Consider the following 25865-nt stretch of genomic DNA (forward strand, 5'->3'; position numbering starts at 1 on the left):
ATGAAACATTTTGCGATATTTCATCTCAATCTGATGTTCTCCTCCATTCCGGTAGAAAGCAGGCCTGAAGTCATAGAACGTTGCTATTGGCCTTTATTAAGACTCATCGAAGATGAAGCTTTTCCACTTGGGATTGAAGCGTCAGCCATAACTCTTGAAATAATCCAAAAGCTTGATCCGGCATGGATCGACAAATTTAGCAGCCTGCTTAATTCCAAAAAATGTGAATTCATAGGTAGCGGATATGGGCAGGTAATCGGCCCTCTTGTTCCAGCATCTGTGAATAAAGCAAACCTTCGAATCGGCAACCAAGTATATCAAGAAATTTTAGGCCTAACTCCCGTAATTGCGCTCGTGAATGAGCAAGCATGGTCCGCGGGCCTTGTCGCTCATTACCTCGAGGCCGGATACGAAGGCGTATTCATGGATTATGACAATCCTGCCCGCTTTGCAGAAAATTGGGACGCTCGACTTCAACATTTCCCGCAACGGGCGCTAGGAGTTTTCGGGGAATCTATCCCCATTATATGGAGCCGCTCCATGATATTCCAGAAGCTGCAACGCCTCGTACATGGCGACTTGGAATTACCTGAGTACCTAGATTATATAGAGAACATGGGTACAGGCGACGGCTGGCTGCCCATTTATGGTAACGACGCAGAAATATTTGATTTCAGACCGGGGAGATACAAAACCGAAGCGGTACCAAGCGAGGAAAGCGAATGGAATCGTATTTCAAAAGCTTTTAATGCTCTGCGCGATAGGAACCATAATTTTTACTTGCCTTCTCAAGTTTTGAACGACCTTGATCACAAGCATGCAGGAAGAGAACTAGTTTTAAGTTCAGCCCAGCAGCCTGTGCCTGTAAAAAAACAGAGCAAATATAATCTAACCCGCTGGGCGGTAAGCGGAAAGAATGACTTTTTTATAAACTCGCTATGCCGCGCCATTGCCGCCATTTTGGAAAAGGCAGATCAGTCTATCGCCTCTACAGAAGAAAAATGGCAGGAGCTTTGCTTTTGCTGGTCCAGTGATTTCCGAACACATATTACGCAAGGCAGATTTAATAGTATGACTCAAAGGCTGAGCAAACTAGCAGAGTCAGTTGGAGCTTCGGTAGGAGGTCCGCAATTTGATGTTCAAGGTGACAATTCTAACCACAAGGGACGCCTTTTATCCATCGAAACACCATCGACAACAGTTACTTTAAACACGGCAAAAGGGCTGGCTATACACAAAGCCGGCTTTGCTGATCACGGTCATATCCCTTTGTTCGGAACGAAGGAACATGGCTATTTTAATGATATTGATTTGGGCGCGGACTTCTTTTCCGGTCATCTGATAATTGAGGGGCCCGGAAGTCCGAAGGAAACGGATCTTTGCAACATCGCGCCCAAGATATTGGAACTGGACGAATACACACAAATTTCATGCGGCATTGAAATTCATCAGGGACACCTTGATAAGGCCGTTAGAATCCACAAGGACAAGCCGCAGATTGATATACTTTACCGATTCAATTTTACAGCAAGACCACAAGGAATTATCAGGCTTGGACACATTACTTTAATGACCGACCAGTTAAGATCGGATGGACTGTTCTACAAAGTCGCAAATGGAGGGAAAAGCGAGACTTTCTCCTTAAAAGGGAAAACCTTTGACCATAGCAATAATGTATCTTTTTTGGTATCGTCCTCCCAAGCAACGGGAATGACCAATTCATCTTTGGTCCTTGGGGGAGAAGAAAGATCTCTCGAAATTACTCCCATAATGCGAGAACATGCATTTATTGCTATGTTAACATGCCGTCAAACGACGCCTTCTCCATTTGTGCGGGTATCCTTTTCTATGCAGGAAATGGATGAAACGTGCACTAATTCGGCATGTGGCGATGATCAATATAATTTTTCTACCGGATTCAGCATTAAGCCGAATTCAAAAACAGGCAGCGTATAAATGTTTAATGACAAATCAATTTTAGTAACTGGTGGGACAGGCTCCTTCGGTCAGAAATTTGTTGAAATGACACTAAACAAATATCATCCCAAAAGGCTTGTTATTTTCAGCAGAGATGAGCTTAAACAGCATGAAATGCAGCAAAAATTTTCTCCTGAAGATTACCCTTGCTTGCGCTATTTCCTCGGGGACGTGCGCGACGCGGACCGCTTGCGCAGGGCATTCAATAAAATCGACATTGTCATCCACGCAGCAGCTTTAAAGCAAGTTCCAGCTTGTGAATACAACCCCTATGAGGCTGTTAAGACCAACATCCTCGGGGCTCAGAATATTATTGAGGCTGCAATTGATAAACAAGTATCTCGTGTAATAGCTCTCAGCACCGACAAAGCCGCCAATCCAGTAAATCTATATGGCGCTACGAAGCTCTGCTCAGACAAACTTTTCATTAACGGCAACAGTTATGCAGGACAGGATTCAACAAGGTTTGCAGTGGTCCGCTATGGTAACGTACTTGGCAGCAGAGGAAGCGTTGTCCCTCGTTTTCTGGCAGCAAAAGAAACCGGTACAGTACGCATTACCCATCCCGCCATGACCCGCTTCTGGATCACCCTTGATGACGCAATTAAATTTGTCGTCAACAGCCTTGAAGTGATGCAAGGGGGCGAAATTTTCATTCCAAAATTACCAAGCATGCGCGTAGACGATATGGCAAAAGCCCTTTGCCCTGAATGTGAAATGAATATTACGGGGATACGACCGGGCGAAAAAATGCACGAAATCATGGTTCCCATGAACGAGGCACGCAACACTTTTGAGTTTGAAGATTATTACATAATTCAACCTGCTTACCGCTTTTTTGAGCGAGCAAAATCACATTGTTCAGGGTTAGCCGTAGCAGAGGATTTTGAATACAGTTCTGACAACAACGATAAGTGGCTCAGCAAAGAAGACTTACTTAATCTGGTGTAAAAAATGATTCCTTACGGCAAGCATATTATTGATGAAGATGATATTTCCGAAGTAGTTAAAGTCCTGCGCGGAGATTGGCTTACAACTGGCCCAATTGTCACAGATTTTGAAAACGGTGTAGCAAAGTACATCGGAGTAAAAGAAGCTGTTGCAGTTTCAAGTGGAACGGCAGCTCTACACGCAGCAATGCATGCTCTTGAAATCAAGCCCGGCGATGAAGTCATCGTCTCCCCACTGACCTTTGCCGCCTCTGCAAACTGCGTAGTGTACATGGGCGCAACTCCGGTTTTTGCAGATGTTAACGCGGACACCCTACTCATAGACCCCGAAAGCGTTATCCAGAAAATAACACAAAAAACACGAGCAATCATTGCTGTCGATTACGCTGGGCAGACTTGCGACTACAAAGCTCTTAAATCCATTTGTGAAGCGCACAATCTCAAGCTTGTAGGCGACTGCTGCCACTCTATCGGTGCAAAAGATGAAGACGGCAACACAGCCGGTTCGCTAGCTGATATTTCTGTACTAAGCTTTCACCCAGTAAAGCACATAACCACAGGTGAAGGTGGAATGGCTCTTACGGACGACCCAGAACTAGCTAAAAGAATGCGATCTTTCCGCAGTCACGGTATTAATATTGATGCCTCCGCCCGCTTAGAAAAATGTACATGGGTCTACGAGATGCAGGAGTTAGGATATAACTACCGCATAACTGACATCCAGTGCGCTCTTGGGCTCAGCCAGCTAAAAAAGCTGGATAATTTTTTAGAAATACGCCGTAAATATGCAGCCAAATACAGATTTCTATTTCTAAATCATTACGAGATTACCCCCCTTAGAATTAAAAAAGGCGTTCAGCATGCCTTCCATCTTTATGTTGTAAAAGTTCCAGCTCACAAGAGAAAAGCTGCCTTTGAAGAAATGCGCAACCAGGGATTCGGCGTTAATGTTCATTACATACCTGTGCATTATCATCCATATTATATGAATAATTTCAAAACAGGGACCGGACTTTGCCCGGTTGCAGAAGAAGCTTACGAAGGACTTATGACTCTACCGTTACATCCCGGAATGACAGAACGGCAGGTTGATTCCTGCGCCAAAGCACTTGATACCATTCTTAAAGCCTGTTCATGAGCAATATGAAGCGCCCAAAACTTTCAGTAAAAATACTAGATACCAAACGTATCACACCGCTTGAATGGGATGGCTACCAATCCTTCCCGACCATAACAAAGGTCGGAAGCGACTTACTTGTAGGCTTTCGTAGAGCTGTAAACATCCACCCAAGTCTGCGCAACGTCATGGATCACGGAATGGCGGGGGATGTTTACACCACTCGTTCAAGTGATGATGGACAAAATTTTGACCAGCCTGAATTAGTCATCAACCACGCCACGGATCACACGAACGAGCATGACGGACTTGTCACGGCACTGGGCGACAACCGCGTTGCGTTAATTACGCGCACGCATTCCTCCGAGCTGAGAGAAAACTATTTATCACTCAGCTCAAATGGCGGCGTTACGTTTCAAGAGCGGAAACCGCTCAATCTACCTCCGGGAGAATGGGCATCCTTCGGACATTTAATTCCCACACTCGACGGCACAAAATTAATAGGGACGTTTTATAACGGACAGGGAAGCGGCACATTCAGACTCGATCCAGAAACCATGGAATTTTCTGACAAAGGATTCATGTTCAAATTCAGCGACCAGAATTACAGACTGAATGAAACGTCCATTGTACGTCTAAAATCCGGCAGAATTGTCGCATTGATAAGACAACAGCCATGTTACGAGGGAATCTTTAAATCACATTCGGATGATGACGGACTCACATGGTCCGCCCCTGAGCCTATCGGACTTTATGGCGAAGCCCCGGCATTATTACTTATGCCGGACGAATCCATCCTGATGATTTACCGGGGCATGATCCGTAAGAATCGCAAATGCCGCGTAGCCCTTTCCATATCACGGGATCACGGCGAAACATGGAGTTGGCCCGAAACTCTTGCATGGTACAAAGGTGGACGATTTCACGGGGGATACGGAGATTTGGCTTTGAATTCTAAAGGGCAGGTTGTGGCGGTTTATTATATTTCTAGAAAGTATGAAGCTCCAACTGTGGAACGAATATTGCTTACAACTGAATAGCTTTAACTCTCTAATTGTAAGAGTTCTACAGTAAAGTGGCACAGAGACACCAAACTTAATAAATTATATTTTTTAAAACTTTATTCAATAACTAAAGAGGTTCTAATGAAGCTATACACAAGTCTTAAGGTTTTCCACTATCAAGAAAAAATAGATTCTCTCACACGTGATTCTGAAGAGATAAAAGCACCAATCCACATCCGTATTAAACCTACGAATGTATGTAACCATAATTGCTCATACTGTGCTTACCGTGATGAAACCATGCAGCTTGGGCAAGACATGGTGATTAAAGATAAGATACCGTCAAACAAAATGGCTGAAATAGTTGAAGATTGCATTGAGATGGGAGTTAAAGCGGTCACTTTCAGTGGAGGCGGCGAGCCTTTCTGCTATCCACATTTAGCTGAGACTGCACAATCACTCGTTGATGGAGGAATAAGCATTGCCTCGTTAACAAACGGGGCATTACTAAAAGGAGAAGCAGCTAAAGTCTTTGCCAAGCATGGAACATGGGTACGTGTATCCATGGATGGATGGGATGGCCCAAGCTATGCTAAATTCAGAAGTGTTCCTGAAGATGAATTCTCAAAAGTCATGACAAACATTGAAAATTTCCAGAAACTTGGCGGAAAATGTTTCTTAGGGGTCAATTACATTATTAACAGAGATAACGCTGACCATGTTTTTGAAATGGCCAAAAAAGTTAAAGACTTAGGTGTTAACAGCATCAAATTTTCAAATTGCGTTGTTAGTAATAGCGGCAAAGAAAACAATGCATATCATGCTCCTATATTCGAAACAATTAAAGCCCAAGCTCAGCGCGCAATGCAAGAACTTGCAGACGATTCTTTCGAAGTATTCGACGCTTATCACTATAGCGGTGAAGATTTCAAAAAAAACTATGACTGGTGTCCATATCTACAAATACTGCCAATTATTGGAGCAGATCAGAGAATATACTCCTGCCATGACAAAGCCTACAATCTCGGCTGTGGAGTACTAGGTTCAATAAAAGATCAACGATTCAAAGATGTTTGGTACGATGGACGCGATAAATTCTTTAATATTATGCCCAGTAGAGATTGCAACCATCACTGTATGTCAAATGCCAAAAACATGCTGATCCATGAGTACTTAGGAGCTGATCCAAACCATTTAGTCTTCGTCTAACGCATTTTACAGAGTACATTATGGACATACTAATTGTTGGTGAAGGAACATTTAGCAAAAACTTGGCCAAGGTTTTTAGAGATCGAGGGCACAATATATTTGTAACTTCTCGTAAAACAGATCGAAAGCTTCAACTCGACTTGAGTCATACGCCCGACATTAGCAATCTCCCCAAAAGTGATTGGGCTGTAATTGCGGCCGCAGTGACAGGCTATAAAGCATGTGAAGAAAATGCTGAAGCTTACAAAGTAAATGTTACGAACACTGTCCAGCTTGCGAATAGTTTGATGAAAAAAGGAACAAAAATAGTTTTCCCATCGAGTACCGCTGTTTTTAATGGAGATGTTCAGTTCGCAAAATGCAGCGAACTGACGTCCCCTGAAACAAGCTACGGATCGCAAAAAGTCGAGGTGGAAAACTACCTGCTAAATAGCAAAAACAACGCGCTGGTTATAAGATACTCGAAACTCCTAGAGTATAAATCTGGGCTTATTTTCGACTGGATAACTTCATTGGTTAACGGCAAAAGCATTACAGCATTCACGGATTTATCTATTGCCCCAGTCATGGTCAATGACGCGGCATTTGTTACATGCAGATTAATGGAAGAAAGGAAAACAAATGTTTACCACTGCTCTCCGCCAGAGGAAGTCAGTTATTATGATTTCGCAAAGGCCTTATGTATGGAATTTGGATTTGACACAACTCTCATTGTGAAAGGATGCAGTAAAGACTTTAACATCAGCTACACTCCGAAATTTTCTTCCTTAGAAGCAAGCGGCACTGAAACAACAATTGATTGGCACTTTCCTAGAATAAAAGAATTAATTAAAAAATTAAAAAATTCATACGACGCCGCAACTTAATAAGATCCCAAGGAGAAATAACCATGAATAAATCCAAAGTTTGTTTAATTATTCCCAACTATAACTGGGCTGCCGATGATGAGCGAATACTCTGGCACATCATACCATATAACCTTTGTTTATTAGCTGCGATTATTGAGAATGATTACGATGTAACTATCCTTGATGCTTATGCTGAAAATTTAACGGAAGAACAATTTAAAGACAAATTGTTACAATTGAAACCAGATGTGGTTGGACTTACAGTCCTAATGGATCAATTCGCTGCAGCCGGACATAGATGCGCTGCAATCACCAAAGAATTACTCCCAAAAGCATCAGTTATTCTAGGTGGAGTATATGCGACAGTTGACCCTGAGACTGCCATTGAAGATGATAATATTGATTATGTCATTTATGGAGAAGGAGAGGTCGCTTTTACCGATCTTATAAAGCACCTTCTATCAAATGGGCCATTACCTGCAAAAGGTATTGTATATAAACAAAATGGCAAAATTATTAATAATGGTAGAGCTGACTTCGTTCAGAACTTGGATGATTTTCCGTTACCAGCATACCACCTAATAGATTATGAAAAATATACTCTCAGCGCCCCCAGAAAAAGCGTTGATGGTCCAAGAGCCTTTCCTTTTGCAAGGATCATCAGTTCAAGAGGATGCCCTATAAACTGTTGTTTCTGTCAGGTTAAAAAGATTATGGGCCTTAAATTTAGGCCCCGAAGTGCAAATTCAGTTTTAGATGAAATAGCTTGGCTCAAAGAAACTTATGGTATTAAGTCACTAATTTTTGATGATGACAATTTATTTACTGATCGTCAGCGCGGAATTGACATTTTGCAAGGGATGATTGATCGCGGCCTAGCAATGCCATGGTCATCAATAGCTACGGCTGTTTTTATGTTAGATGAAGAATTGATGGACCTCATACACAGAAGCGGCTGCGAATACATGTCTATTTCGATAGAGTCTGGGACTCAACGAGTCCTCAAAGAAATCATCGGTAAGCCCATCAAATTTGATCATGCTAAAAAAATGGTCAAGCTTGCCAGGGAAAAAGGTATATACGTTAGTGCGGCTTTCATTGTCGGATTTCCTACGGAGACTTGGGATGAAATCCGTAAAACCATTTCATATGCGGAAGAATTAGAAACTGATTACACAAAAATTTTTGCGGCTGTCCCCATGCGCCATACGAAGCTTTGGGACTTATGTGTTGAACACAACAGTTTTAAAAAAGATTTTTCTGTAGAAAATATCTCATGGCACTCAGGACAAATTGAAGGTGATGAATTTACAATCAATGACCTTACCATTTTACGGACATACGAATGGGATAGAATTAATTTTAAAACGCCGGAAAAGATTAAAAACACAGCAGACATCATGGGAATCACAGAAGAAGAACTGCTTAAAATTAGGCGTGACACTCTACTCGGAGCACATGAAAATATAAGTACGTAGAGAGATGTTAAGGCAGATAATAATCCTAAAATAACATTTAGGAAACCAATACACATGAATAAGAACATTATATATGTGTTAACTGAGCAATTTTGACGTCGAAAAAAACGCAACAAAAGGATATAATGTCCAATGCTATTCGTAAGTGTTCACTCTGCCTAAGTCCATCAGTAGAAGAACTACCAGAAATTCAACTTAAAGGCGTGACATCTGACTGTAACCCTTGGCCTTGCTCTGGAGTCTTTTGTATATGCCGCGACTGTGGACACATTCAAAAAAAAATGACTTCACGTTGGCTGAAGGATGTTGCCAATATATACTCTGAATACAACTCATATCCATTGAGCGAAGCTAAAGAACAACTAGTCTACGATAATGGAATGCCAATATCCCGGAATAAGCGACTACTAAATCTTTTTTCTAAGGAAATTACACTCCCAGCGACAGGGAAAATACTAGATATAGGATGTGGTAAAGGGCAATTTTTACGGTGTTTTTCTGAAATGTATAATGGATGGGATTTGTTTGGATGCGATCAACAAGAAGATCTTCGTTCAGAAATCATGAGCATCCCCAAAGCCTGCAATTATTACACACAAAATTTCGAAAAAATTGATGAAAAATTTAACTTTATTTCACTGCTATACGTCATTGAACATTTATTTGAGCCTGTCGAAATGCTGCGTTCTATCAAGGATAAATTGCATGATGGAGGAGTTGTTTTCATCCAGACGGGCGACCTGAAAGTTAATCCCTTCGACCTTGCTGTCGTTGACCATTGCTCATATTTTACATTGAGCACGCTTGAGCAACTTATGCGACAAGCTGGATTTAAAATCATTGCTTCCTCCAATGCATGGAACTCTAAAGAAATTGGGGTACTTGCACAGCGTGATGACAATATTGATACTCCAACCAAAATTATTAATTACTATCAAGAGAATATGGATCTAATTCATAGACACAATTCTTGGCTTACAAATATACTTGATGATCTAAAAGATTTTGATAGCAATCGCAAAATAGGCATTCTCGGAACGGCAATATCTGGTACATGGCTTGCAAGTTCATTGCAACGCGAATCGTTCTTTTGGGTTGATGAAGATCTGTCGCAAACAGGTAAAAAGCATATGGGCGCTGTAGTCATGAGTATAAAAATGGTACCTGCAAACAGCATGATATATTTACCATTTCCAAATAGTATAGCTCGCGATATTTGTTCGAGACTACAGAAAACTCGTCCTGATATTGAATTTAAATATCCACAATAACAATGGAGTCATTTCATTGACTGCAATAACACAATTTAACAACCACAATTATTATGTACGAAAATAAGCCAAAGCTTCACAAAAGAGAAAAAGACCCCAACAGGGGCCATCTGCATATGATAGCGATTGATGTCACAAACAAGTGCAACATGAATTGCGAGCACTGCTATGCTTCAACGTTTAAGCATATCCCAGAAGTTGAAATTAACGAGTTTAAGACATTTTGCGACGAAGCATACCAACTCGGAGCATCCCACTATATACTCCAGGGTGGAGAGGCAATTCTAGACTTTGAAAGATTAAAAAAACTTATTCCTCTACTTTATCCACAAGAATCATACATAAATGTAATGTCTAATGGATGGGAAATGGACATCGAAATGATTCGTAAGCTCAAGAATCTTGATGTGGACAAAATTGGGTTGAGTCTTGACTCTGGTTTTGCCAAAGAACATGATGCGAACCGCATGCCCGGAGCATATGACCGAGTAATTACTGCCATTAAAAACATAAAATCCGAAGGCTTACACTCTTCCATTTCAACAGTAGTAACCAGAGGTTCTTTACAGAACGCTAACTTTAAGAAAATATTAGAAATAGCATCGAAACTTGATGTTCGCGTGGACGTTCAGGTTGCAATGCCCGTAGGCAAGTGGGAAGGCAAAAAAGATATTCGTATTACCCCCGACGAAGCTAAATTTTTAAAAAACATCTATATTAGTAAGGGCCTTTTACCTAGCGGACGACGTCATATCGGCAGAGATATTTATAAATTCTCGGAAAAGGACCGATGCATTGCGGGTAAATATTTCATGGCAGTCACAGCAAGCGGTGAAATATTACCGTGTAACTTTTGCCAATATACACTTGGAAATATTAAAGACACATCACTTATTCAAGCTAGACAAGATTTGATGACAAGTAAGTGGTTTCAAGGAACACACCCACGCTGCCTGCTAGGTGAGGACGATGACTTTTTCGACCAATATGTAACTCCCAATATTGCTAAAGAAAAGCCCCTTGATGCATACGAACTTTTTAGTCTAGAGAGGACAAATGATTAATAAATTTGATGGAGACGGGAAAACTTTAAGTGATAGTAAAATTGAAGAATTAATTTCTGATCATTGCGAGAAACATAATTTCACCCCTCTAGACGCAATGAAACACTGGATGGTTTTAGGACGAAGACAATGGATGAAAAGATTTTTGGCACATTCGGAATTTTTTAAAAAAACACTCACTGTCCCCGGAGATATCGCTGAACTGGGAGTATTTCGAGGCATGGGCCTTTTTACGTGGGCTAATTTGCTAGAATCATACTGTGTCGGAGATAGAACAAAAGTGGTATGGGGATTTGATAATTGGGAAGGTTTTACACAGTTCTCACCAGAAGATGGCGAAGCCGACGACGCAGCACACAAAAATATTGGTGAGTTTTCCCCTAAAGACTTTTATCAGGAACTACTTGATGCAATTAAACTTTTTGATCAAGATCGCTTCATACCACAAAAACCACGAATAAAACTAGTCAAAGGTCCGCTAGAAGAAACCGCAGCTCAATTCGTGCTAGATAATCCAGGAGTTAGGTTCTCATTAATCCATTTTGATTGCGACCTCTATGCTCCAACCAAAGCTGCCCTCGAAGCTTTTTGGCCGGTCCTTAGCCGCGGAGGCATAATGCTCTTCGACGAGTATAGCATTCCACAATGGCCAGGAGAGACAAAAGCCGTAGACGATTTTTTTGCTGACAAGCCTGAGATCAGAATAGAAACTTTAAGCTGGACAAATGTTCCTTCAGGATTTGTTGTTAAAAAATAATTACAGCCCTAGTACGGAAAAGATACATGTTAAGTAAAAATAAATATTCGATTCACCATATAGGTGGGCGCCGGGCAACCTCTTCGCTAAAGCATGATTTTTTCCAGAAGGACTCTATCTGGACATTTTATGACGCAGATGAATCATGCATTGAGCAGATAAAATCAAAAACAGACGAAAAAACAACACAGGTTTTACCTTATTGTCTTTTTTCTAAAAAACAACAGGTTGAATTTAATATTAACGTTGACCCAACAACGAACTCGATATTCGATTTAAACAGTAAGTTCAAAGACTTATATCTTGATCACGACTACCCTTTGTATGGGCCAATGGACTTTAGACTTGGCGATACAGTAAAGAACATAAAAAAAGTTGAACTAAGCTGTACGTCTATGGATATTCTTGCCCAGGATAATGATTTTATCGCACCTGATATTCTTTCAATTGATGCACAAGGAGCTTCCTACGATGTTCTTGAAGGAAGTATTAATTGTCTAAAGAGTAAGACCATTGCTGTGAGCTGTGAAGTCGAATTTGTGCCTATTTATGAGGGCCAGAAACTATTCGGGCATGTTGCTAATTATTTAAATGACAATGGATTTATCTTTTGTTGCTTTTTAAAGTTCGGCAAAGGCTCAATGTATCGCGAATCAGTCGGCCTTCGCGGAGATGGCTTCCAAACATATGCAGACACTTTTTTCTTAAAAGATATTAATGCGATTCTTAAAGAAAACTCAGGACAGGAAGCAGTTACCAGGCTTTATAAAACAGCTTATGCCGCATTGGTATACGGCTACACAGAATACACAATACAAAGCCTTAGAAGTGCAAAAGAATTCCCCTCATGTGATGAAACAAAAAACATCCCCTATAAAGAACTTTTAGATTCTTTTTATGAAATTGCTAGCACTACCGAATATAAAATGTTGCAAAGTTTCGACGAGGTTTTTCCTCAAAATGCAAATCTTAGACGATTCAGTAAAAATCAAGATGAGGTCGATCACGATTCCTATCAGAGACTTCTGAATGTTTTAGATGTACTAACTAAGAAAGCTATTGCTGAGAACGTTCCCAATATTTTAGTTATTAGCTATACACGCTTTAATCAAAAGATTTCAACTCAAATAAAATCAGTAATTAAAGTTCAATACTTTTTTGACAATGCAATCCAAGATAGCGAACATTCTCCTGCAAATAAAATTAGGAGTGTTCCAGAAAATTCTTTTGTTTTAATAACTGCTTCACATAAAACCCCAGAGATAATGGCTCAACTAAAAGAACTTGGGATAACTGAAGACAACATATTTGTTACGGGGCACTGGGTTCCTACTGATTCGCCAGAAACATCTAAAATAGAATCTTTCTTATCTGAAAATGGATTTGAAATGGTTGCTAATTTGCTAAAAGACAAAAGGAAAAAACAAAACTACAAAAGAAATCCCCTTATCCCATAAAATCAATATTAGATCTGCCGTGCAAGAGATTTTCCAAGCTATAAAACCAGTTTGACAGTATCTTCGACAGCTTTGAAATATTCCTCACCAAGTTCAACTTCACAGTGAGAACTTTTATATACCATCAATCGGGTTCCTAAGAACCTCGCCATAGGATCTGTTGTCCCGTGTATCCAGTAGGATGCGAATGCTGAAGACCGCTTCTTATCACAATACCTGTCCAGTTCTGAGTCTTCAGCGACAACTTCAAACATCAACATTCCTTCAGATTCATCAGAATAAGCATACTTACCTAACCCGCCATCGGTAACTTTATAGGGCAAATCGGCATCGAGAGTAGAATCAATTTTAAGCAATTCCTGTGGATAAATAAACAAAGGATTGCTGCCGAACATGTTATGAATAAAATTCCCATCACTATTTTTCCGCAGGAAATAACTTGGCCATAAAGGAGTATAGTTTTCATCCATAGCTTGAGCACTATATCGATGGATATATTGAACACCTTCCGCAAATAATTCAACACTAGCAATATCTAAAGAAGTCTCTGAGTTGTATTTAGGCACAATCTTTTCAACAAAAGGTTCATGCCGCACTCGTATCCCATTAACTAATAGAATATCGTATCCAGTATCTAGTTTTTGCAAAGCAGCTCTCAAAAAATCTGCCGAGAACATGAAATCTGCAATAGGAATAAAAGCAACACTTCCAGCGTTGTACGCCTGTTCAAGTGCATCATTCTGGCATAGTGTCATCAATGAATACTTACAAAAAGACCTGCTTCCGCAATTATTTTTTTCTACAAGAGATTCAATGGATATTAATTCAGCAGGGATCAGGCTCTTTAGTGTTTTCCACTCAGGATAGCTTTTAATGCACTCAAAATCTTGTTCGCGAGTATAAATTGTATAGCTTAAATCATGCTCCTTCGCAGCATGGGGAATATTTCCTGAAGCTAAAAGAGATCGTAACCCAAGTTCCATAAAAATCTTTATATAACTTTCCCCCCAGACTGGCGTCGAACATTTAAGGCGAACCTTCCTGTTCTTAAATTCTGGGCAAACATCTCTCCTCATCCACTTATCCAGAATAGACGAAATATCTCCAGACTCAATCATTTGGCCTACAGCCTGCAATTCAGTAGAGTTTGGAGAAAAATATAATGCTCTAGAGATAAACGTCTCAGCTCCGACTAGATCTCCTGATAAAGCTTTCAATTCTGCGAGTTTGGTCAAGGAAAAATGGCAACAGGGATACTCGAGTAAAGTCGGCTCAAAAACATCCAAAGCAGCCTTAAATTTACTGTCCTGAACGAGTAAGCAGGCCGCGGCATCTCTTGCAATGGCATAAAAAGGATAATTTTCAGCAAGATTAATTAATTTCTCTATTTTAGAATTAGGATCCTTTATTGCTTTCCTAAGTTCACCTTCAAGGTATTTACCAAGGCACATTTTTTCTAATTCAAGCTTATTTAGGGCTTCTTCGCGTGTTTTTTTTTGCCTAGATCTTCTTTCTTTTACCTTTTCATCGATCCTAGTGTTAATTACAGAGGCAACCTCTTTATGAAAAACAGCAACATCACCCTCTAATCCAACATCATTAACTAAGATTTTGTATGAAAAATCCCAGTTTCTATCGTCAGTAACGTATGAAAAAATATCATAAAGATTCAAAACAGATAAGTTGCTATTTTGGGAAAAGATTGTTTTTAATACATCAAAAACAAATTGGGGTGGAGCAGTATTGATTATCAAATCTAGGTCAGGAAACTCTGAAATATTAGCAGGATTAGCCATGGCAATGTGTTTACTAACAATAGTCGAACACATGTCAAAGCCAGCCACAAGCTCGACCGAAGTAGAATCTTTAAATATGTCTACTATCTTTACCCCAGCCTCAGCCATTCCATAAACAGCTACTCGCACTCTTTTTTGAGGAAGAGTAGACAAATAGTCTTCGAGACTATTCAAGTAGGTATCTGGCATCCTATCATCTGCTAAGTACTCAAGCCCTAAATTAATTAACTTCATAAACACCCTTTAAAAAAAACCGAGCCTATTTCAAACAATGACAAAAATCATCTTCATACATCTTCACAGTAGAAATAAAAAAACTTACAAAACAAAATCAAGTGAATCTTGAATGAATTTTCGGAAAGTAGCGCAAGAAGAGTCACCTGCTCCGTCTTTGTTATACATCATCATTCTCGTTCCAAAATATCTACTTAACGGATCGGTTCGCCCGTACAACCAGTAAGTGCATTCATTTAAATTCCGACTTCTCTTTTCGTGAAAACCCAACTTTTCCATTTCATCTACAATCTCAAAAAGTAACATACCCTCGACATCATCAGCAAAAGCATACCGTCCTAACCCTCCATCTGTGGCCCTATACGGCAAGTCTGCATCGAGAGTTGTATCCATTTGTAATACTTTTTTTGGGGGATGAATAAATAAAGGATTATTCCCAAAAATTGAGTACATAACGCAACTAGCATCCTCATAAACGAAGTAATTCGGGGTTACAGGAGTGAACTTATCCATTTTCGCTTGTAAGCTAGAAGGATGCATCACCTCAAGCCCTGCCTTGGAAAAAGCCTCTGTAGAGGCGGCTAAAATGCCATCCTTCATTAATCCAGATCTAACCTTTTCACGAATTCCCGGAAAAGAAGCACGGAGGCCGCTGACAAACAGCGTATCGTAGCCCATATCTAATATTGCCAAAGCATTCTTTAAAAAATTATTCGCAAAAAAAGAATCCCCAAGAGGAAGAAACAAAGCTCTTCCTTCCTCTGCCGATCTTTGAAGAGCATGATTCTGACACATAGACATGCAAGAAAATTTATTTGAAAAAGAAAACTTATCCTCAAAATTTTCCTTAACAGAATCAATATCAATCAGACAGACTGACACTAGTGACTGTAGAATATCCCATTGAGGGTAACTTTTTATAGATTCAAATTCATTTTCATAAGAATATATATCAAAGCAAACATCATATTCCTTTGCGGCAAAAGGAATATTTCCAGAGGCAAGAAGTGAACTTAATCCAAATTCCATAAATATTTTTATGAACTCTTTGCCCCAGATCGGAACAGCACATCGAAGGCGAACCTTCCTACTTTTAAGAGCAGGCCTAACTTCGCGTGCGCTCCACTTATCCTCTATACCACTTAAGTCTCCATGTTCCAGTGAGCAAAGTAGCTCCTTAAGTTCATATGAGTCTGGGAAATAGTAAAGCCCCTTTCTGGCAAACTGAATAGAATCCTTTACCCTTCCACTTAGAGCATACAATTCAGCTAGTTTTTGCAGAGAAAAACGGCAGCATGGATACATTTCAATTGTTGGCTCAAAGGCTTTCACTGCATCCAAAAACAACCTTTTTTTCACAAGCAAAACAGCCGCAGCATCTCTTGCAATCACGAAAAATGGGAATTTATCTGCAAGCGCCAAAAGATTTTCAACGCTACGATTTCCAGAATGAACGGCCTCATCAAGCTTCTCTTCCAAAAATCGGCCAAGACATTTTTGCTCACTAACAAGCTCTTCTAAAATATCTTGGTGCGATACAGTTCTAGCCTTTTTAATTTTTTGCAGAACGTCATCAATTCGCTGGTTTATACTTTTAGCAATATCTTTATGATATTCTGCAAGAACACCCTTGAGCCGATCATGTTGAACCAAAATTCTATATGAATAATCCCAGTTTCTTTCATCTAAAACGAATGCTTTAAGATCATACAAATTTAAAACATCAACATTTGAATTTTCGCTTAAAATAAAACTATTAATCTCGAACACATACTGAGGCGGAGCGGTATTAATAACTAAGTCAATGTCAGTAAATTTATGAAGCTCATCGGGGCGAGTTATGACTAGATTTCCGCCCACCACTTCTGGACGCACATCTATACATGCAGTCAGTTCAACTCTGTTGTCATTTAAAAGCCTAGCTGAAATTTTCTGCCCAGCCTCAGCCATTCCATACACTGCAATTTTGGGAAGATTTGTGGAAAAGCATGATAGATATTTAATTAATTCTTCAAGGTTTTTTTCTGGAAGTCTATCATTCGCGACATACTCAAAATCCATATTATGCAGTTTCAAAATGACAATCCCCCATAAAACTGTAGAACGTCCATACGACTAGCGACACTCTTTTAAATGCTTACTCAAGCAGTACCCACTTATCATCGGGCATTAAATCGAAGACATAAGAGAACTCATCATGAAGCCTTTTACTAACAAGAGAAACACTCGCTTCGGTAAGTAAAACCAAATAGTTTGGAATAAGTATATGCAAACAATTTGAAACTTCCCCCCTCCCAGACTTATCCACAATAACACCTGAAAGAGGATAATTATGCTTGGCATCATCTATTGCTGAAGGGACATAGCATGTAATAGTCTTAACAACCAAACCCGGGAAATAAGCTGCATACATTTCTTCCGAAGAGCTTCGAATCTCAAAAATTTCGTCAGGCAAACAAAATACATGTAACGGACACCCAGCTTCAAGATCCTTATAAAGGCGAGCTACCGCTATAGATTGCCGCAACAGTTTAGACCATTTATGACCAGCCTTAACGGCCGCATTCAAGCGCAAGCTATCGAATTCTCGTGCGAGGTTTGGCAGGTAATCAGGAAAATAATCCGGCCAGATTGTCGTCAAACATGAAAACTTTCCTGAACGAGACGAATTAAGCAAAGATTCATATAAAAAACTTTTAGTTACACCTTCTATATCACCTGTAGCCAAGCAATATCCAGCTCGACATGCTTCAGCATCAACAATAGCACCTAATTCCTTAGCGTTTTCTATAAAAAGATCATAATTAATTTTCTCACGGTTCAGTAGGGCACGATCTAAAGCCCGATGAACGGCTCCCCTGTCTAAAGGTGAGTAGTTATTCTTAAGATGCTCAACCCCGCCAAGTGCAAAAACATCTGGGTTAAGTATTCCCTGATCCATAAGCAAATGAAAATTAGATCCTACACTCTTTGAAATCTCTTCAGCAAATAACTCGGTCTCATAAGCTATCGCAAAATATGTGAAGAAAGTGGTTGCTGTACGTCCCCGTATATCCGGTACATTAAAAGGTACATCTCTATCTTGACATGCCAGCACAGGCTCATCATCGGGGTAAATTGGCATATCGTCCGCGGTCTTTTCTGCTCCACCACTTGCCGCATAAATTGTACTTGAGGCCGAACTCGCAGGAAACTGTTTAGCTAAACTGGTATCATACCAACAACTGTCCATCCCTGCGAGATATACATCAGGAGCATGTAAAGCCTCTGCAAGACCAAGAGCTGCAAGCACACAACTTAACCATGATTCACGAAGGCGATATGGGTTTGGAAAAAAGTTGAGATTATAACTATCAAAGAAAAAAACGCCCTTAAAATTATCAGCAATTTTCGAAATATTTGAAACACTTAATGCTATCAAATAGGTATCTTTCCACTTCTCATCATGCGGAGTAAAGTGAGTCATCCTATGAGCAGTATCAAGTAGCAGTGCAAAATCTGGAGAAATCCCATACTCTCGCAAAAGAGGCAACGAACGTGTAACACACACAATCAAAGCCCGCCTTTTAAGTTCTGCCAAATGAGGCAATATTTTTTTTAAAGACGGCCCCGGGCCAAGAATGATTACTGGAAGACCAATACGTTGAGCATCAATTTTGTCACAAATAGGAGAACGAGCGTGAATTGGAAAATTTGCGGCTCTAACCATTTCCCGCAAAACCATCATGTTCGTCTTCTGTTTGCGAACTCCCAACATATCCGGAATGGTTTCATTGTTTCTAGGATGAGCAACATATTTTGCATACAAAAAAACTAGATGCTTCTGTATTGCATCTATTATCCTCTTTTTAGAGGAATACCCTTCTTTACCAATAATTAAAACAACCCCATCTTTTAACAAAATAGGGTCAATCTCTTTTATTACTTCTAGAACTTTTTCAGAGACAGATGGGAAAAACATTTTTTTGCTACGCGGAACATCATTTGAAATCTTAACCTTACCAAGGCCAATGACAAAAGACTCATCTTCATACCGCTCAAGAGTATTGATTAGCGTTATAAACCCCATAAATACCCCTCATATATACTTAAGAAGTTAGCATTATAGTATATGTTACTTTTAAATTGAGAAAATAGATCTCCCTCTCGCATGCACAAAAAACTCAATTATCACCCCCTTCGATAAGGGATATCACACTTTCGACAGAGCTCTATATTCTTAATATTTCCCGACAAAAAGGACTCTACTAAGGACTGGCTAACTTCACCTGCAGCCATTTCTTCAAAACTATTGAGCTTAATATCACCCAAGAGACTTAATTTACGGTAATTTCTACACCCGCAAGGCCCAACAAGACCATCAGTATAAACAACCCATACATCAAGCCCTGAGCAAATAGTTAACTCGCGATCATTAATAGGCAATAGCGAGTTGATATCAAGAGTAGGATAGTAAGTACCAAAAGAACTTCCTCCTGAAAAATTATCTGCTAAATTAATACTAATCTCTGAATCAGCAAATCCGAGCCCTTTTAAAAAATTAACGCTACGTTCTTTGGCTCTATGGTCATAATCAACTAGCGTCCCTCGCACGCATAAAATGGGGGGGGTCTTCATCTTCATGACTTTAGACTTCAATAAAAGCAAACACTCAACAGTATGGTCAAATGATGCGCCAACATAGATATTTTCATAACTTTCTTTATCATGGCCACTAAATGAAATATCAATAGCTGAAAATCCAGACTCAAGCAGTTCATCCATATTTCCAGCATTGAGCAAAACGGCATTCGTTACAAAATAAAGATTAAAGCCTCTCTGGGATCCAATGCGCGCATACTCAAAAATATTTTTATTAAGTAAAGATTCTCCTCTTGAGCTTACGAGGCTGAGGTTATTAATCTTATTCTTTTCACATTCATCAAGAACTTCCAAATAAGTATCTTTATCCATGAATGGTTTCTCATGGCCCCACTGAGTATGGGGGCACATTTTGCATTTTAAATTGCAGACCGACGACAATTGTATCACAACTCTACTGGGTAGATATTGTCTACTTTGTATACATCTGAGCTGTAACTCGTTAAATTCTCTTATATTTAAGTCATAATTTATGAATTTTTCCTTATCAAGTACAATATAGTTAACAATCCCTTCCGATTGCAGATTTTCAACTATATCTTGCGCATACTGTGAAGCAATAACTATAACGTCAAACTCACACGCATCTTCTAACTTTTTTTGGAATTGGACTACAGGAAGACCGCAAAACTCGCCTTCTTTGAAAGAATCTATGAAACAAGTTACACTATTTCCTCGGCCACGAGTTTCCAAATAGTTTTTGACGGCCCTTCCCAACTCTCCTGCCCCGTAAATAGCGACTCTTGTATCTGATGGAATTGAACGTGCTGATCTTTCCTGAAAATTCATAAGCTCTCCTGTAATATTTATTCAATCTCTATTCAAAATAAATAAACTCATAGTCGCCAGTAAATCCGAATTCCTTGTAAAGCCAGATCCACTCTGCTGTATCAAAGAAGGATTCACAGGTGAGCGCCCAGCATTGCAAATTAAAAAGTTCTTGCTCATTTCTATAACTTTCGAGCATGACGTAGCCATCTTTTGCCACTCGTTCTAGTTCTGCAAGAGCAGTCTTCAATTCAAAAATGCGCAAATTATGCAAGCAACCAAGCGAAAGGGCCAGATCAAATTCGTCATCACCATATGGAAGAATATCCTGAGCCTTGTAGATATATAAATTATCACGAACTGAGTCTGGAGCATCAGCTATTCCATGATTGGAAATATCAAATCCTACAACACGGAGCCCGGGTAAAAGCTGTTTCATCTCATGAATCAGAAAAGCTTTTCCGCAACCAATATCCAGCACCGAAGAATCATTTGTCAGCCCGTAATGTGTGATAAACCTTTCGGCAATTGGTTTCCATCTGCCATCATACTTATACCCACCGTACCCAAAGCGGCGATCCCCGTCCCAATAGTCGAGTTCATACTCTTTTGCTTTAAGCATACACTGAACTTTATCATCAACCATACGCGGCAAATATTCGCGGCTCGTTTTTTTGTGTAGCGGAGTAAATAAATTAAGAAGTTTTCCCACAGCATATCTCCTTTAAATTTCAAGCAGCCCTTTAGCCGCTTCAACAATCCCATCTGCGGAAAGTCCGTAACCAGCCATGAGTGAAAGTTGCGACCCATAACTGTCAGCAAAGCAATCAGGCAAGCCGAGACGTTTAAACCGTAAAGGCTTATCGAGACAGGCTTCAGCTAGAACCTCGGCAACAGCACTTCCAAGACCTCCGATTACGGAATGCTCTTCGACACTGATCACAGCTTTTACTTGCGACGCCATTTCAAGAAGCATCTCTGAATCAAAAGGCTTGATGGTAGGCATGTGCAATAAACCGACGGATAAACCTTTTGCCTCAAGTGCGGCCATGGATTCACGAGCAAGCCTAAGACCTATACCAGTGGTAACGAGCAAGAGGTCTTTCCCTTTTTGAAAAGGCAGCCCTCTTCCGATAATGAACGGCTGTGAATCGTCAGTCACAATCGGGTCGTAACCTTTGGCAAGGCGAATATAGATTGGTCCGGACTCATTCAATGTAAGTGGCATAAGCCGGCGCATTTCATCCGCATCAGCTACAGCGACTACGGTCATATTGGGAGCCGCCCGCATTACAGCTAAATCTTCAATAGCCTGATGTGTAGGCCCTAAAGGAGCATAAACAACCCCGCCTCCATTACCAATGAGGCGAACCGGAACATTGTGCATGCAAAGATCAACGATGACCTGCTCATATGCACGGCGAGTAATAAAAGGAGCAATAGTATTTACATAAGGCATCCAGCCATCAAGAGCCATTCCAGCGGCCATGCCCAGAATATTAGCCTCGCTTATGCCTTCCATGAAAAATCTTTTGGGATAGTCCTTGCGCATTTCATCAAGAGTTCCAAACCCTAGATCAGAACCGATGAAGACTACACGTTCATCCACCCCTGCCAACCTGTGAACTTCCTGCAGACAAGCTTTACGCATTACTCGCCTCCCAGTTCTGCAAACATGCTGTCCATAAGTTCAGAATCCACATTTGCTTTGTGATGCCACTTAAGATTGTGTTCAACGTCTTTGATTCCCTTGCCCTTAACGGTATGACAAATAATTGCGTTAGGCTTACCAGTTTCAAAAGGGACTGAGCTTAGCAACTCTTTAAGTGCAACCGGATCATGTCCGTCCACTTCTCTTACGGCGAAACCAAACGCTTCCCACTTATCAGCAAGCGGTTCCAGCGGTTGGACCTCAGCAACAGGCCCGCTCGACTGCAATTTATTATAATCAACGAGCAAAGTGTAATTTTCAAGCTTATGTTTACTTGCGCACATAGCCGCTTCCCAGACAGAGCCTTCATTAATCTCACCGTCACCGGTAATAACAAAGACCCGAGCATCGTTTCCGCGCATTCTAGCACTCAAAGCATAACCGACTCCGATGGATGGTCCATGCCCGAGACTACCAGTAGTGGCCTCAACTCCGGGAACTTTATGATACTCAGGATGACCACCCAAAATAGTGTCACCGGAACAAAATTTTTCTAGCTCTTCTTTTGGAAAAAAACCTTTATCGGCGAGGATTGCATACAGAGCCAGGCACCCGTGCCCTTTACTTAGAATACATCTATCCCGCTCCACCCAGTCTGGATTTTTTGGATCTATTTTTAAAATATCATCGTAAAGAACACGCAAAATTTCTACCAGCGAATAGGCCGACGCCAGATGGCCGCGACCTCCGCAACGCATAGTGTGCAAAATAGTCCTTCGTAATGAAGAAGACCGTTCATCACAGCAGGACAGCTCAGTTGTTGACAATGACATCTAAATAATCCTCGTATCCGTTTTTAATCATTTGAAATTGTTTCAGCGACTTATCCAACTGACGTCGCCTTGCACCCTGAAATTCTATATCTTTTCCGCTAGCATGGACCCTGCGAGCCAGACCATGCGGCAAAAATTCATTTAAAAAGATAGTGCACCACTTAAGCCCGACCAGCGGCAGTAAAGTCCTGATCCGGACATAGTATTCTCCGCACCCGAAAACTTTATCAAACCCATCATAGACTCTGCGGACATATTCAGAACTCAAATTCATTGCAGGATGTAGCATAAAATCGCTGACCATCTTTGCGGGATCATCTCGTCCGAAATATTCAAAATCTACAAAGACAAATGTTTCGTCATCCTTTAGCAAACCGTTGTGAAGGCCGAAGTCCGAAGGACTGAGGGTCCATTCACCCTGCTTAAGCGCGTAACCGTCAATCCCCGCAAGCTTTAGATGACTGCGCCGCCATGAAGCTACTTCCTGATAGAGCGGTATAAACTCACTCGTCAAAAATTCTTTCAATTCCGCCGCAAGATCATCCTCACCAGCATCAACACCTTTCAAAGCTTCAATCCGGCGCTCTAGCTGTTCTTCAATCGCACCCTGCGTTAAACAATGAGCTTTTGCCGTTCCGTAGGAGGAAGTTTCTTTTCCTTTCGAAATATCAAATAGCTGTCCGGCAAACTTGGCAAAAACATCCATTTTTTCAGGCTCAATATCTCGAGCATCAACCTTGCGTCCGTCTTCAAAAGAGTAGACCGCTACTCCAGCCTCAAGATCCATCTGCAAAGGCTCGGGTACACACAATATCCCGTGCTCACGAAGCAAGGAAAAGGCCTTGAACTCTGCATTAATGCGATCCTGCCAATCCGAGCACAAAATATAATACTCTTTCACAGTCCGAATCTGACCAGACTTAAGCGTGACTTTCCAAACTTTGCTATTTCCGCCGCCACCAATGGGTACAATTTCTACAGGCTTTTCTCCGAATATGCGGATGAGATCCTTATTTTCCATCTTTCAGCCCGACGGTAGAAATAAAAGGTTCGACGAAAATAATCTCTGACAGCTCGCTCCATGTTTTGACCTGCTCAAGCTTTGGCGGGCTATCTGCTTCTAGTGGAGCCTCTATTCCTTGCGGCGTAAAAAGAAATTTATAAATATTTGCGGGGAAAGATGATTCACGAAAAACTTCAATCAAGTCATCTACGAACACATCACAATTGAGTGATTTTATGATTTCGCCCTTCTCGTGTCTGGTATCTGCAAAAAACACGCGCTCGACGCTCCCCCCATAAGGGGACGAATTAAAAAGACTGTTCTTTTCCATAAAGCTGAGAGCAGCCTCGCGCAGATCAACATCTCCGCGGCGGGCAAAACGGGTTTTGTGACTCACCACATACGCAGGGATTTTCTTTTCGATACAAAGGGATAAAAAGTCACACACTCCTGAAAACAACACGGCCTCATTAATGCGAGGTCCGTAAACTTCAGCTTGCAACTTCTGCCATAAAATTTCTCCGCCATCAGATTTCCGTATAAAGTCACGTACTGCAGTTTTATTCGCAGCAACGGAACAGTCAACTAGGCCAATTTCTAACGCAGCTCTATGAAAAAGCGCGTCATAATCAACTATAGTATTGTCGAAATCTAATCCTAAAATCATGGCATCCTTAAATATTTGTTCAAATAAATAGCGGCAGATATATTATATAAAATTAACATGGCCCTTCGGATTAACAAGCTCCCATAAGTAGGAATTAATTTTATCCATACGGCAATTTACTCGGCAATTGTGAGGATCAAGATTATCTGCGCACCACTTCATGGACTCTGCTCGTTTTTCGCCAGTCCAAATATCTTCGAAACTTTGCTCGAAAATATTACCGTAAAGAAAACGGTCGTCCTGCAAATAAACACTGCAACCCCAGACATTTCCATATGAATCAACATAAGACCAGAACGGCAGTGCATGACAGCGATTGTAAGTATGCTTTTTTTCATCCCATGATTTCATAGTATCAAGACGAAAAATGACATTAAAAGATTCTGTGCTGTAGCTGTTAACTTTCGCTGCAAGCTCGGTGTAATCCTCATAGACTATGTCAGCATATTCCTGTCCTTCGGACTGAGGATGGTGCGAATATGGCTTCACAACCAAATAATCCATACCGAGATCTCTACATCTAGCGGCAAGGGTTTCTATTTCTCCCGCATTTTCAGGGAGTAACAAAATTTGAGCACCAAGAGCACAGCTTGCATTCAACTTTTTGCGAATAGCAACTGCAGCTTCAAGGTTTTTCATCACTTTTTCAAAGTCAGTAGCGACCGTCCCGTGAATTTTAGCATAAGTTTCAGCAGTTCCTGCATTAAGGCTGACTTTAATCCAGCTCGTAGCCTTCAATATTTTTTCACTTATTTCGGGTGTCATGAGCACAGCATTCGTGGTCAGAGCAACATCAATCCCCGCATTTTTAGTGCGTAAAATAATATCTGTCATCTTCTTGTTCAGGAAAGGTTCCCCCTCACCTGCATACATAATGCTCTTAACACCGAGTTTGCCCATTTCATCGAGCCGAACGCCAAGCTTCTCACCATCCATAAAAACAGGCTTATAGCCAGCGAAATCAAGCCCGCAAAAACGGCAACGATGATTGCACGCTCCGGCGGGACTAAGTTCCATATACAATGGGTAAATATTTTCGCCATTCATCCAATTGGCAACTCTTTCTGGGTGAAATAGCAACTTATGAGAATCTATACGAAATTCATCGTTAGACATAATCCCTCTATCCTTCTAAAAAAT

Annotated in this window: 21 protein-coding genes; 11 read left to right on the forward strand and 10 right to left on the reverse strand. The window is 40.7% G+C overall.

What is annotated here, in order from left to right; translation table 11 throughout:
- From BR06_RS0105625 to BR06_RS0105675, 11 genes are all read left to right on the forward strand, one after another.
- Window positions 1-1956 (forward strand): glycoside hydrolase, encoded by a 1956-nt coding sequence (locus BR06_RS0105625; protein ID WP_034602878.1) that lies wholly within the window; start codon window positions 1-3, stop codon window positions 1954-1956.
- Window positions 1957-2928, forward strand: coding sequence for a UDP-N-acetylglucosamine 4,6-dehydratase (inverting) (gene pseB, locus BR06_RS0105630; RefSeq protein ID WP_031480985.1), 972 nt, complete (start codon window positions 1957-1959; stop codon window positions 2926-2928). It begins immediately after the preceding gene.
- Between the two features lie 3 nt (window positions 2929-2931).
- Entirely contained in the window at window positions 2932-4065 is a 1134-nt protein-coding gene (pseC, locus tag BR06_RS0105635; protein ID WP_031480987.1) for a UDP-4-amino-4,6-dideoxy-N-acetyl-beta-L-altrosamine transaminase, read from the forward strand.
- A 5-nt stretch (window positions 4066-4070) separates the two neighbouring features.
- The gene (locus BR06_RS0105640; RefSeq protein ID WP_031480989.1) at window positions 4071-5084 is read left to right on the forward strand and encodes a sialidase family protein; all 1014 of its coding nucleotides are present in this window, start codon (window positions 4071-4073) and stop codon (window positions 5082-5084) included.
- Window positions 5085-5189: 105 nt separating this feature from the next.
- Window positions 5190-6257: a radical SAM protein gene (locus BR06_RS0105645; RefSeq protein WP_031480991.1), complete on the forward strand. Its 1068-nt coding sequence runs from the start codon at window positions 5190-5192 to the stop codon at window positions 6255-6257.
- A gap of 20 nt (window positions 6258-6277) precedes the next feature.
- Window positions 6278-7123 (forward strand): sugar nucleotide-binding protein, encoded by an 846-nt coding sequence (locus BR06_RS0105650; RefSeq protein WP_031480993.1) that lies wholly within the window; start codon window positions 6278-6280, stop codon window positions 7121-7123.
- 23 nt (window positions 7124-7146) lie between these two features.
- Complete coding sequence (locus BR06_RS0105655; RefSeq protein ID WP_031480995.1) at window positions 7147-8583, forward strand: B12-binding domain-containing radical SAM protein; 1437 nt, start codon at window positions 7147-7149, stop codon at window positions 8581-8583.
- A gap of 125 nt (window positions 8584-8708) precedes the next feature.
- The gene (locus BR06_RS0105660) at window positions 8709-9854 is read left to right on the forward strand and encodes a class I SAM-dependent methyltransferase (protein WP_031480997.1); all 1146 of its coding nucleotides are present in this window, start codon (window positions 8709-8711) and stop codon (window positions 9852-9854) included.
- 116 nt (window positions 9855-9970) lie between these two features.
- Window positions 9971-10918 carry a radical SAM/SPASM domain-containing protein gene (locus BR06_RS0105665; protein ID WP_031480999.1) on the forward strand — a complete coding sequence of 316 codons (948 nt, stop codon included), beginning with the start codon at window positions 9971-9973 and terminating at the stop codon, window positions 10916-10918.
- Entirely contained in the window at window positions 10911-11675 is a 765-nt protein-coding gene (locus tag BR06_RS0105670) for a TylF/MycF/NovP-related O-methyltransferase (RefSeq protein ID WP_211252466.1), read from the forward strand. The genes BR06_RS0105665 and BR06_RS0105670 overlap by 8 nt, the downstream gene beginning before the upstream one ends.
- Window positions 11676-11701: 26 nt before the next feature.
- Entirely contained in the window at window positions 11702-13132 is a 1431-nt protein-coding gene (locus BR06_RS0105675) for an FkbM family methyltransferase (RefSeq protein WP_031481003.1), read from the forward strand.
- 38 nt (window positions 13133-13170) lie between these two features.
- On the opposite strand, the gene BR06_RS0105680 is transcribed toward BR06_RS0105675, so the two are convergent.
- The 10 genes from BR06_RS0105680 to BR06_RS0105725 all read right to left on the reverse strand — a co-directional run bounded on the left by BR06_RS0105680 (window position 13171) and on the right by BR06_RS0105725 (window position 25841).
- Window positions 13171-15162, reverse strand: a complete 1992-nt coding sequence (locus BR06_RS0105680; RefSeq protein WP_031481005.1) for a hypothetical protein — start codon at window positions 15160-15162, stop codon at window positions 13171-13173.
- 84 nt (window positions 15163-15246) lie between these two features.
- Window positions 15247-17238 (reverse strand): hypothetical protein, encoded by a 1992-nt coding sequence (locus tag BR06_RS0105685; RefSeq protein ID WP_156952661.1) that lies wholly within the window; start codon window positions 17236-17238, stop codon window positions 15247-15249.
- 61 nt (window positions 17239-17299) lie between these two features.
- Window positions 17300-19231: a 6-hydroxymethylpterin diphosphokinase MptE-like protein gene (locus tag BR06_RS0105690; RefSeq protein ID WP_031481009.1), complete on the reverse strand. Its 1932-nt coding sequence runs from the start codon at window positions 19229-19231 to the stop codon at window positions 17300-17302.
- A 101-nt stretch (window positions 19232-19332) separates the two neighbouring features.
- Window positions 19333-20592 carry a radical SAM protein gene (locus BR06_RS0105695; RefSeq protein ID WP_031481011.1) on the reverse strand — a complete coding sequence of 420 codons (1260 nt, stop codon included), beginning with the start codon at window positions 20590-20592 and terminating at the stop codon, window positions 19333-19335.
- 28 nt (window positions 20593-20620) lie between these two features.
- The gene (locus BR06_RS0105700) at window positions 20621-21283 is read right to left on the reverse strand and encodes a class I SAM-dependent methyltransferase (RefSeq protein ID WP_031481013.1); all 663 of its coding nucleotides are present in this window, start codon (window positions 21281-21283) and stop codon (window positions 20621-20623) included.
- Between the two features lie 12 nt (window positions 21284-21295).
- On the reverse strand, window positions 21296-22222 hold the full coding sequence (locus BR06_RS0105705; protein ID WP_031481015.1) for a transketolase family protein: 927 nt from the start codon (window positions 22220-22222) through the stop codon (window positions 21296-21298).
- Entirely contained in the window at window positions 22222-23055 is an 834-nt protein-coding gene (locus BR06_RS0105710; RefSeq protein WP_031481017.1) for a transketolase, read from the reverse strand. The genes BR06_RS0105705 and BR06_RS0105710 overlap by 1 nt, the downstream gene beginning before the upstream one ends.
- Window positions 23036-24076 carry a phosphotransferase gene (locus tag BR06_RS0105715; RefSeq protein ID WP_031481019.1) on the reverse strand — a complete coding sequence of 347 codons (1041 nt, stop codon included), beginning with the start codon at window positions 24074-24076 and terminating at the stop codon, window positions 23036-23038. Before BR06_RS0105715 ends, BR06_RS0105710 begins: the two co-directional genes overlap by 20 nt.
- Window positions 24066-24725 (reverse strand): hypothetical protein, encoded by a 660-nt coding sequence (locus tag BR06_RS0105720; protein ID WP_051676936.1) that lies wholly within the window; start codon window positions 24723-24725, stop codon window positions 24066-24068. Before BR06_RS0105720 ends, BR06_RS0105715 begins: the two co-directional genes overlap by 11 nt.
- Before the next feature lie 42 nt (window positions 24726-24767).
- Complete coding sequence (locus BR06_RS0105725) at window positions 24768-25841, reverse strand: radical SAM protein (RefSeq protein ID WP_031481023.1); 1074 nt, start codon at window positions 25839-25841, stop codon at window positions 24768-24770.
- Between the last annotated feature and the right edge of the window lie 24 nt (window positions 25842-25865).

The organism is Maridesulfovibrio frigidus DSM 17176 (assembly GCF_000711735.1).
Classification (GTDB): domain Bacteria; phylum Desulfobacterota; class Desulfovibrionia; order Desulfovibrionales; family Desulfovibrionaceae; genus Maridesulfovibrio; species Maridesulfovibrio frigidus.

What these genes read in the sequence shown, in the direction of transcription:
- BR06_RS0105625 (WP_034602878.1), top strand. Translation starts at nt 1, where the DNA reads ATGAAACATTTTGCGATATTTCATCTCAATCTGATGTTCTCCTCCATT.
- pseB (WP_031480985.1), top strand. Translation starts at nt 1,957, where the DNA reads ATGTTTAATGACAAATCAATTTTAGTAACTGGTGGGACAGGCTCCTTC.
- pseC (WP_031480987.1), top strand. Translation starts at nt 2,932, where the DNA reads ATGATTCCTTACGGCAAGCATATTATTGATGAAGATGATATTTCCGAA.
- BR06_RS0105640 (WP_031480989.1), top strand. Translation starts at nt 4,071, where the DNA reads ATGAAGCGCCCAAAACTTTCAGTAAAAATACTAGATACCAAACGTATC.
- BR06_RS0105645 (WP_031480991.1), top strand. Translation starts at nt 5,190, where the DNA reads ATGAAGCTATACACAAGTCTTAAGGTTTTCCACTATCAAGAAAAAATA.
- BR06_RS0105650 (WP_031480993.1), top strand. Translation starts at nt 6,278, where the DNA reads ATGGACATACTAATTGTTGGTGAAGGAACATTTAGCAAAAACTTGGCC.
- BR06_RS0105655 (WP_031480995.1), top strand. Translation starts at nt 7,147, where the DNA reads ATGAATAAATCCAAAGTTTGTTTAATTATTCCCAACTATAACTGGGCT.
- BR06_RS0105660 (WP_031480997.1), top strand. Translation starts at nt 8,709, where the DNA reads ATGTCCAATGCTATTCGTAAGTGTTCACTCTGCCTAAGTCCATCAGTA.
- BR06_RS0105665 (WP_031480999.1), top strand. Translation starts at nt 9,971, where the DNA reads ATGATAGCGATTGATGTCACAAACAAGTGCAACATGAATTGCGAGCAC.
- BR06_RS0105670 (WP_211252466.1), top strand. Translation starts at nt 10,911, where the DNA reads ATGATTAATAAATTTGATGGAGACGGGAAAACTTTAAGTGATAGTAAA.
- BR06_RS0105675 (WP_031481003.1), top strand. Translation starts at nt 11,702, where the DNA reads ATGTTAAGTAAAAATAAATATTCGATTCACCATATAGGTGGGCGCCGG.
- BR06_RS0105680 (WP_031481005.1), bottom strand. Translation starts at nt 15,162, where the DNA reads ATGAAGTTAATTAATTTAGGGCTTGAGTACTTAGCAGATGATAGGATG.
- BR06_RS0105690 (WP_031481009.1), bottom strand. Translation starts at nt 19,231, where the DNA reads ATGGGGTTTATAACGCTAATCAATACTCTTGAGCGGTATGAAGATGAG.
- BR06_RS0105695 (WP_031481011.1), bottom strand. Translation starts at nt 20,592, where the DNA reads ATGAATTTTCAGGAAAGATCAGCACGTTCAATTCCATCAGATACAAGA.
- BR06_RS0105705 (WP_031481015.1), bottom strand. Translation starts at nt 22,222, where the DNA reads ATGCGTAAAGCTTGTCTGCAGGAAGTTCACAGGTTGGCAGGGGTGGAT.
- BR06_RS0105710 (WP_031481017.1), bottom strand. Translation starts at nt 23,055, where the DNA reads ATGTCATTGTCAACAACTGAGCTGTCCTGCTGTGATGAACGGTCTTCT.
- BR06_RS0105715 (WP_031481019.1), bottom strand. Translation starts at nt 24,076, where the DNA reads ATGGAAAATAAGGATCTCATCCGCATATTCGGAGAAAAGCCTGTAGAA.
- BR06_RS0105720 (WP_051676936.1), bottom strand. Translation starts at nt 24,725, where the DNA reads ATGATTTTAGGATTAGATTTCGACAATACTATAGTTGATTATGACGCG.
- BR06_RS0105725 (WP_031481023.1), bottom strand. Translation starts at nt 25,841, where the DNA reads ATGTCTAACGATGAATTTCGTATAGATTCTCATAAGTTGCTATTTCAC.